This window comes from Alteribacter natronophilus, from assembly GCF_006007885.1.
Lineage (GTDB): Bacteria > Bacillota > Bacilli > Bacillales > Salisediminibacteriaceae > Alteribacter > Alteribacter natronophilus.
Genome location: NZ_VCRO01000006.1, coordinates 233144 through 242459, shown reverse-complemented (window position 1 = coordinate 242459; position 9316 = coordinate 233144). Strand labels below are relative to the sequence as shown.

The following is a 9316-nucleotide window of genomic DNA, read 5'->3' as shown; positions in this document are numbered from 1 at the left end:
CATGGTCCCAGAGGCTGGTCGGCCTTTCTTCACTTCTACTATAAAAAAATAGTAGCACAGACCATGGCCTTGGTCTGTGCTACTAATGTTAGTATGTTTTTTCTGTCAGGATCAAAAGAATGGCGATTTGTTTCCTTCAGGGGAGCGGTTACATATCTGAAAACTGAATCTAGTAATAAAATTTCCTGTTTACTTTCCTCTCTGTTGATGATAGATTTCTAATACGGAACATAAATGGCCAATGTCCGAAAAATACAGCCAGATTAGACAGGGAGTGATTACATTGTCCGTTTCAAATGATACGACAAATAAGAAAACCATTTTTTCGAAATTTCTTGATTTTGTAGAGAAAGCCGGTAACAAACTTCCGCATCCATTTATGCTGTTTGTTTACCTTGCTGTCGGGATTATCGGTCTGTCCTGGGTTATCAGCGCTTTTAACGTTACTTTTACAGACCCTGAGACAGGGGAAACGGAAGCGGTTCGCAGTATGCTCTCGGCGGACGGTGTAGAGTTTATCATTTCCTCGATGCTCGATAACTTCACTGGTTTTGCACCGCTCGGACTTGTTCTTGTTATGATGTTCGGGATTGGGCTTGCCCAGAAAGTCGGCCTTATAGAAACATTCATGAAAAAAACGATTCTTAAGGCGCCGAAAAGTCTCGTCACTTATGCGGTTATTGCCACGGGTATTATCGGAAACCTTGCATCAGACGCTGCCTTTGTTATTGTACCGCCGCTTGCAGCGATGGTCTTTTACGCACTCGGCCGTCATCCGCTTGCCGGTATTGCTGCCGGTTTTGCCGGGGTTGGTGCCGGATTTACGGCTAACGTAATTATTACCGGGACGGATGCACTCCTGTCGGGAATTACAACGGAAGTAGCCCGCGGAGTTATGGTTACACCGGTTGATAACTGGTATTTCATGCTGTTTTCTGTACTGATGCTTATGTTTATCGGTACGTGGATTACGGAAAAGATTGTTGAGCCCCGTCTTGGAAAGTTCGATCCTTCCAACGCTGAGGAAGGTGTGGTCGATCAGGAGCTTGAGGCGATTACACCTGAGAAAAACAGAGGACTCCGGAATGCAGGGATCGCTGGTGCCATCTACCTGGCCCTTGTCAGTCTGCTCATTGTACCGGGGAACGCAATACTGCGCGGTGATGAAGGTCAGATCGTGCCGTCACCGTTTCTTTCCAACATCGTTCCGATCATTCTGTTCTTCTTTATTGTCGTTGCGATCGCCTACGGTCTAACCGTGCAGGCAATTAAATCCACGAGGGATGTGCCTGAATTCATGGCAGAAGCCATGAAGGATATGTCAGGTTACATTGTTCTGATTTTCGCCGCGTCCCAGTTCATTGCCTACTTTGACTGGACAAACATCGGCTCCCTCATTGCGGTCAGCGGAGCGGAGACACTGACAAATATTAACTTTACAGGTCTTCCTGTCATCGTTGCCTTTATTCTGCTGGCAGCAGTTCTGAATATGTTCATTTTCAGCGGCTCAGCCCAGTGGGTACTCATGGCCCCGATTTTTGTACCGATGTTTATGGCACTTGACTACAATCCGGCTTTTGTTCAGCTTGCCTACCGGATTGCGGACTCGTCCACAAACATCATTACACCGCTCAACCCGTACGTGCCGATGGTACTTGCGTTTATGAAGCGGTATGACAGGAATGCAGGATTTGGTACGCTGTTTGCGATCATGCTTCCTTACAGCTTGATATTCCTCGGCGTATGGATTGTGATCCTGATTGCGTGGACCCTCATTGGTCTCCCAATTGGACCTGGAGTGGGTATGCACCTGTAATGGTATAATTTCGGGAAAAGGAAGTTGCATGATGCAGCTTCTCTTTTCTCGTTGACAGGAAAAACCCTGACTATGTACATCAAAAAAGAAAATAAGTATGTGGAAATCCAATTTGCCTTTAATAGGGAGGAGAAATACTTATGACTATTAGCGTTAAAGGAAAAGCACAGAAGCTTGAGGACATGCTCATCGGCTACCGCCGTCATTTTCACCAGAACCCGGAACTGAGCCGGGAAGAGGAACAGACATCCCGCACCATTCAGGAGTTCCTTAAAGAGGAGGGAATCCCTTATGAATCCGGTTTTGCCACGCACGGTGTACTCGGCGTGATCGAAGGGGGAAAGCCGGGGAGTACGGTTGCCCTTCGTGCAGACATTGATGCTCTTCCGATCCGTGAAAAAAATGATGTACCATATAAGTCCGGAACAGAAGGAAAAATGCACGCCTGCGGCCATGATGCCCATACGGCGATGCTGATGGGAACTGCTAAACTGCTGAATGAAATAAGAGAAGACATTCCGGGGAAAGTGCTGCTCGTTTTCCAGCCCGCTGAAGAGCTTGCTCCGGTTGGCGGTGCGGCAGATATGATGAAGGACGGCGTGTTTGAAAAACACAGACCTGATGTCATCTTTGCCCAGCATATGTGGCCTGATCTGCCTGTAGGCCAGCTTGGTGTGATTAACGGACCCGTGATGGGCAACTCGGACCGTTTCAGCGTTACGATCGAAGGAGCGGGCGGACACGCCAGCATGCCGCACCAGGGAAAAGACGCCATCGTCATCGCGGCACAGGTGATCAGCCATCTGCAGACAGTTGTCAGCAGAAACGTGGACCCGATGGAATCGGCGGTCATTACGTTCGGGGAAATCAAGGGTGGAGACCGGTACAACGTAATCGCAAGCAGCGTGACAATTGAAGGCACGGTACGCACAAACAAGGATTCTGTGAAGAAGAAAGTCAAGCACCGTCTCAGGACAACTCTCGAAGGTCTTGCTGACGCAAATGAAGTTACAATTACACTTGATTACAAGGACGGTTACCCGGCGACAGTCAACTCCCCGGAGTGGGTCGATACAGTAACGGAAACGGCTCATGACCTTCTTGGAAAAGAGTCGACTCCACTTGTAAATCCAAGCCTTGGCGGAGAGGATTTTGGCCGTTTTCTCCTTGAATATCCGGGTTTTTATTACTGGCTGGGAACAGCCATTCCCGAACGGGAAACACAGAAGCCTCTTCACGATGCGGAGTTTGATATCAACGAGAAATCGCTTGTAATCGGAACCGAAACGATGGCGCAGCTGGCCCTCAATGCCATTGAGCGTCTGAACAGGGAGCACAGTGAATGATGAGGGGAAAACAGAAGTCACTGGACACGTATGCAGATGACCTCTTTCCGAAAATGAGGGAATGGCGCCGGGATTTACACCGGCATCCTGAAACCGGGTGGACGGAATACAGAACAACGTGGAAGATCCATGAGGAACTGAAGCCTCTTTCTTTTACCCTTTATACAGGAGAGGAGGCTTTGTGCGCCGAATCACGGATGGGCGTACCTGGTGATGACGAGCTGAAGCAGGCAGAGAAACTGGCATCGGAAGCAGGTGTCCCGGGGGAATTTCTGAGCAGGATCAGCGGCGGGATGACCGGCGTTGCTGCTGTCATGGATACGGGGAGACCCGGTCCTGAGACAGCCATGCGTTTTGATATTGATGCGCTCCCCGTAGAGGAATCCGATCAGCCGGACCACCTTCCGGTTAAAGAACAGTTCCGCAGCTGTGAAGACGGCAGGATGCATGCGTGTGCCCATGATGGGCACACCGCCATCGGTCTGGCGGTAGCGCATTTTCTGCACGATCACCAAAAAGAGCTTACAGGAAAATACGTACTCCTGTTTCAGCCTGCCGAGGAAGGAAGCCGCGGGGCTGCTGCCATGGTGGAAAAGGGATGGCTTGATAGTACGGATTACTTCCTGGGTGGCCATATCGGCATTGAAAATCTTCCTGTGGGGACCATCAGTGCCGGATCGGACCGGTTTCTGGCTACCTCAAAGTTTGATATTACTTTCACAGGTACAGCTGCACACGCCGGTAAAAGGCCTGAAGAAGGGAAGAACGCCCTGCTCGCAGCCGCTTCGTTTATCCAGAGTTCAGCGGGGGTAGCCCCCCATTCAGGCGGTGCAACAAGGCTGAATATCGGTCAGCTTAAAGCCGGATCGGGAAGAAATATTGTACCTGACCGGGCTGTTCTGTCCGGTGAGACGAGGGGAGAAAATGATCGTCTGAACCGTTATATGCTCGAGGAAACAGAAAGGATGAGCCGGGCTGCGGCGTTCATGCATGATGTGAAGGTTGAGTTTTCGACAGTTGGAAACGGAACCACCGCCGGCTGCGATCATGATCTGAAAACGATCGTTACCGGTGCGGCAGAAAACACAGCCGCGATCTGCGAGGTACTGGACTCTGTTTCCCTTGGTGCTTCGGAGGATGTGACCCATATGATTAATCGTGTCCAGAGCTGCGGAGGAAAAGCAACCTACATGATTTTCGGTACTCCTCTTACAGCAGGACATCATCATCCGGCGTTTGATTATGACGAACTGGTGCTCAAAACCGGATTTCTCGCATTTGCAGCAGCAGTTACAGAGATCAGCAGAATAAACGAGGAGAGATACAGATGAGAGAATGGCTTGAGCGGACGTTAAAAGAGCTGAATCTGACTGAGACTATGAATCCAGCTGAAGGGTTTACCCGTCTCAGCTACACAGATGAAGAGTGGGCCGCGCTCGCCTGCTTCAAGGAAAAAGCAGAAGAGCTTGGACTGAGCGTCAGACAGGATGAAGCGGGGAACGTCATTGCCAGATGGGAGCCCGAGCGGGATGAAGAGCGGCGTCTCCCTGCCGTGGCAACAGGTTCCCATCTCGATACGGTTGCAAACGGCGGTGGATATGACGGGGCAGCGGGAGTTCTCTGTGCTCTTGGTGCCGTAAAAAAACTGCGTGATTCCGGGTTTTCCCCAAGGCGCCCAATCGAAGTAATCTGTTTTGCATCAGAGGAATCCGCACGTTTTGGCGTATCAACGATAGGAAGTAAGGCGATGTCAGGACTTCTTGATGCCCTCAGCCTTAAAGATGTTACGGATAGAGACGGTGTAACGGTTAAGGAAGCGGTCGAATCGAGAGGGCTGAACTGGGACGGTATAGGTTCTGCTGAGCGCGCCCGGGATGAAATTGCGTCCTTTCTCGAACTTCATATCGAACAGGGAATGCGGGTGGAAGAGGCCGGTGCACACTTTGGGGCCGTGACTGCGATCGCCTGTCCGATCCGTCTTCATGTAAACATTTCGGGAAAAGCGGGGCATACGGGTACAACCCCGATGAACCGGCGTCAGGATGCTTTTGCCGCAGCAGCGCCACTGGTTACGTTTGTTTATGAACGTGCAGGTGAGCTGTCTGAGCAGAATGAACTGCCGATTGTGGCTACATGCAGCACAGTGGATGTTACCCCAAATGTGATGAACGTGATTCCCGGCAAAGCCGATATCGGGGTGGATATCAGAAGCGTGGATGACAGCATTAAGGAACAGCTGGAAGGGGAAATCCGCAACAAGTGTGCGGAGATCGAGCAGTCCTACGATGTAGGCATAGCAGTGGAAAAGCTCGTTCACAATCCGTCTGTTTTTCTGGACGCTGATGTGCACGGAAAAATTCTCGCTGCAGGAGAAGAGACAGGCCTCACACCATACGTGCTGGAGAGCGGGGCCGGCCATGATGTCATGAACATGCAGGCAAAATGGCCATCCGGTATGATCTTTATACCGTGCCGGGATGGACTCAGTCACCACCCTGATGAACATGCAGATCCCGATGATCTTTTAAAGGGTGTAAAACTGATTTCCGCTTATTTAGTGAAAGAAACAGGTGAGTAAGCAATGATAATCAGACTTGGGGCTATAGGCCCCCGTGATTCAATTGAAAAGATTAAGCGTGAAGCCGCTTCTTTTGAGGATATTGATCTTCAGACGTTTCCCTATGAACAGACAGAGGAAACAAAAGAGATTCTTGATCAGAACAGGGGGAAAGTGGACTACTGGCTTTTTTCCGGTCAGGCTCCCTACCACTATGCCATTTCCCGGGGGCTTGTGAGCGAACAGGAAGCCGGATATCCGCCCCTGTACGGCTCCAGTCTGCTCGGGAAGCTGCTCAAAGCCCAGTACAGACACGGCAATATTCTTCCTGCTGTGAGTCTTGATACGATCAGCGATGCAGAAGTGGCTTCGTTTAAGAAGATGTTTTCACTTGAGGAGCTGACGATCTACAACCTGCCTTATGAAGGCTATCTCCCTGCAGATGAGTTGACCCGCTTCCATGAAGATCTGTATAACGAAGGAAAGGTTAATGCTGTTTTTACGGGTCTCCGCTCTGTATACCTGGAACTTAAGGAACGGGGCATCCCGTGTTACAGAATTACACCGACGGAGCTGGCGATTCAGCTTACCATCAAGTATCTGCGGGAGCGGATTCACTCTGCCTTTTACCGTAAATCTCAGATTGCCATTGTCGGAGTGGAGCGGGTGCTCGCTCTGGGGCATGCAGATGAGGAATATTACTCGTTTAAGACGAAGCATCTCGATCTGGATCTTAAGAGGCTTATTCTGCAGTATGCGGAAAAAGTGCACGGCTCCTTCGTACAGATCGGGGACGGTCTGTTCTTTATCTATACTACACTCGGTGAGCTTGAGCTGCAGTCTTATCATCCGCTGTTTGACCTCCTGTCACAATCGGAGCTCCAGACGGGGCTCGCTCTGAGGACAGTGGTCGGGTATGGACGTACCGCTATTGAGGCCGAGGAGCATGTGAGGATGGCACTCAGAGAGGCGATGGCCCGCAAAGACCGGGTTATTGTTACTGTGGACGAGGACCAGGCTGTAAAGGAAATCAGGGAAACAGAAGAGGTGCTTTCCGTTAATCAGCGTGAGTGGGGACCGGAATGGGCGGACCGCTTCAAAGAAGCCCACATCAGCCCGGCGATTGTATCAAGAATTTCCTCCATCTCCCGTTATTACGATCAGACAACAGTGACGGCTAAGGATATCGCCACCTGGCTTAACAGCTCTGACCGGAATGCCCGCAGAATTTTAAACGCGCTGGAAGAAGTGGGAATAGCAAGCGTCTATGGTGAGGAACAGCCGGGACAGAGAGGGAGACCCCGTAAAATCTATAATCTGCGTTTTCCCTGACCGGCAGCGGAGGCTGGGACCGGCCCAGCCTGCCTGCCGTCTTAAGTAAAGGGGGGGATTTCCTGAAATATGCATGAAGAAAATACTGGTGGGTTCAAAATTACATTATTTACATATAGTAAATGAGTTATAGTCAAAGAAATTGTATAAAAGTGGGAAATAACTTTGAGAAAGATTGTTTAATTGTGTGTTTTTTTGGAATTTTGATATGGGTAAAAGGTATTGGTTCCTCAGTTTAAATAGTGATAAAAGTGCGAAAAATAAAATGTTAAAATAATTTTCCTCTTTACAAAAACTCAAACCTATAGTAGTTTTATACGTACAGTTTTCGCGGGAGATTTGCCGGGGGAACGGGGACTTTCTGCAGTTAAATTTCTGACTATTTGAAATGTATGGTATTTATTGAATTTACTATTAATAGTCGCTTCTGCAGAAAAATGCCTGAATATTATAACGATTGCCAAGGGGGACTTTTTACATGTTTAAGAGCAGAACATTGAAAACAGCTGCTGTTTCTGTTGCCTTGACCGCTGCGCTTGCAGCCTGTGCAGCAGAGCCGGACGAAGACGCCGGAACTGACGCTGATACCGGTGATGGTGGAACAGATACCGGAGAGGAAGATGACGAAGCAGCCGGAGAAGAAGGCGGAGAAGAAGGCGGAGACCTCGTTATTGGGGTAAACTCGGACCTTAACTCACTGGATCCACATACGTCTAATGACGTGCCGTCCGGGCAGATGCAGACACAGATTTACGAAACGCTTGCGAAATTTGATGAAGACATGGAGCTTCAGCCGTACCTTGCCGAAAGCTGGGAGGACGTTGAAGAGGACGTCTGGCGCTTTAACCTTGTAGAAGGGGTTACGTTCCACGACGGGTCTGAATTTAATGCTGAGGTTGTGGCAGCAAACGTGGAACGGATTCTTGATGAGGAAATCGGCTCACCGCGTGCGATTCTTTTTGATGTAATCGAGGAAGTGAACGTGGTGGACGACTACACAGTCGAGTTCCGTACGGAGGTTCCTTTCGCTCCGCTTCCATCTCACTTTGCACATTATGCGGCAAGCATGATTTCAAAAGAATCCATTGAAGGCGACTATGAAGCAATGGAAGAAGGCGCGCAGCCAGGTGAATACATTAATGATCACCCATACGGGACAGGCTATTTTGAATTTGAAGAATGGGTGAGCGGAGACTACTCCCGGGCTGTTAATTTCGAAGACTACTGGGGTGAGAATGCGAAAGTGGACAGTGTTGAGCTTCGCGTCATGCCTGAGTCCTCCTCCCGTATCGGTGAGCTGACAACCGGCGGTATCCACATTGGTGACCCGCTTGAAGCAACTGATATTAACCGAATTGAGGGTACTGACGATGTTGGCTACTTTATGACTGAAGGTGCAAGTATTTCCTACCTCGGATTCAACATGCAGAAAGAGCCATTTGATGATGCGCGCGTGCGTAGGGCTCTGAGTCTTGCTCTTGATACCGGGTCCATGGTCGACAGTATCCTTGAAGGTACAGGAGAGCGTGCCAACGGTCCGATCAACCAGACTCAGTTCGGCTACACCGAAGACATTCCGGTAGTGGAGCAGAATCTTGAAGAAGCCCGTGAACTTCTTGCCGAAGCAGGCTATGAAGACGGCTTTGAGACGACTCTCTGGACAAACGACTCTGCTGAACGTGAGCAGATCGCCCAGGTTGCCCAGGCAAACTTTGAGGAGATTGGAGTAGATGTAAATATCGAGGTTGTAGAATGGGGCGCGTACCTTGATGCAACAGGTGCCGGGGAACACGATATGTTTATCCTTGGACTGTCTCTCGGTACTGGTGACGCAGACTATCCGATGCACATGCTCTTCCATTCTGAGAACGTAGGTTCAACAGGAAACCGTTCGTTCATGGAAGACGAAACATTTGACGACATTCTTTACCAGGCACGTACCGAGCAGGATGAAGACCAGCGTGCCGAGCTTTACAAGGAAGCTGTAGAATATCTGCAGGAGGAAGCACCAATGGCCTTCCTTTACCACCCGGCACAGATTATGGGTGTCCATGACAGCGTGCAGGGGTACTGGGCTGACGGATCCGGACTCTATCAGCTTCAGGACGTAACAATTAACTAAAAATCTGACACATTCTCCTCGGATCGGAATAGAATAACAAAATAACTAACGTGCCGGGCACTGCAGATGCTGTGTCCGGCACGTTTTCTGTGTTCAGGAGAATGAGGTGCGGGCTAGGGGACTGGTCTGCCGGTACAAAAAAG

At 49.8% G+C, this 9316-nt stretch carries 6 protein-coding genes; all 6 read left to right on the top strand.

Going from position 1 to position 9316, the window contains the following annotated elements; translation table 11 throughout:
• Positions 1–283 precede the first annotated feature (283 nt).
• Positions 284–1816, top strand: coding sequence for an AbgT family transporter (locus FGB90_RS17535; RefSeq protein WP_246056240.1), 1533 nt, complete (start codon positions 284–286; stop codon positions 1814–1816).
• A 140-nt stretch (positions 1817–1956) separates the two neighbouring features.
• Complete coding sequence (locus tag FGB90_RS17530; protein ID WP_138812159.1) at positions 1957–3162, top strand: M20 metallopeptidase family protein; 1206 nt, start codon at positions 1957–1959, stop codon at positions 3160–3162.
• Positions 3159–4493, top strand: a complete 1335-nt coding sequence (locus FGB90_RS17525) for an amidohydrolase (RefSeq protein ID WP_246056238.1) — start codon at positions 3159–3161, stop codon at positions 4491–4493. Before FGB90_RS17530 ends, FGB90_RS17525 begins: the two co-directional genes overlap by 4 nt.
• Positions 4490–5740, top strand: coding sequence for a M20 family metallo-hydrolase (locus FGB90_RS17520; protein ID WP_138812158.1), 1251 nt, complete (start codon positions 4490–4492; stop codon positions 5738–5740). Before FGB90_RS17525 ends, FGB90_RS17520 begins: the two co-directional genes overlap by 4 nt.
• A gap of 3 nt (positions 5741–5743) precedes the next feature.
• On the top strand, positions 5744–7051 hold the full coding sequence (locus FGB90_RS17515) for a helix-turn-helix domain-containing protein (RefSeq protein ID WP_138812157.1): 1308 nt from the start codon (positions 5744–5746) through the stop codon (positions 7049–7051).
• Positions 7052–7529: 478 nt separating this feature from the next.
• Positions 7530–9173, top strand: a complete 1644-nt coding sequence (locus tag FGB90_RS17510) for a glutathione ABC transporter substrate-binding protein (RefSeq protein ID WP_138812156.1) — start codon at positions 7530–7532, stop codon at positions 9171–9173.
• The last annotated feature ends 143 nt before the right edge of the window (positions 9174–9316 follow it).

Bases quoted from the DNA above. Each gene is read 5' to 3' on its own strand.
- FGB90_RS17510 (WP_138812156.1), top strand. From the start codon at position 7,530: ATGTTTAAGAGCAGAACATTGAAAACAGCTGCTGTTTCTGTTGCCTTG.
- FGB90_RS17530 (WP_138812159.1), top strand. From the start codon at position 1,957: ATGACTATTAGCGTTAAAGGAAAAGCACAGAAGCTTGAGGACATGCTC.
- FGB90_RS17520 (WP_138812158.1), top strand. From the start codon at position 4,490: ATGAGAGAATGGCTTGAGCGGACGTTAAAAGAGCTGAATCTGACTGAG.
- FGB90_RS17525 (WP_246056238.1), top strand. From the start codon at position 3,159: ATGATGAGGGGAAAACAGAAGTCACTGGACACGTATGCAGATGACCTC.
- FGB90_RS17515 (WP_138812157.1), top strand. From the start codon at position 5,744: ATGATAATCAGACTTGGGGCTATAGGCCCCCGTGATTCAATTGAAAAG.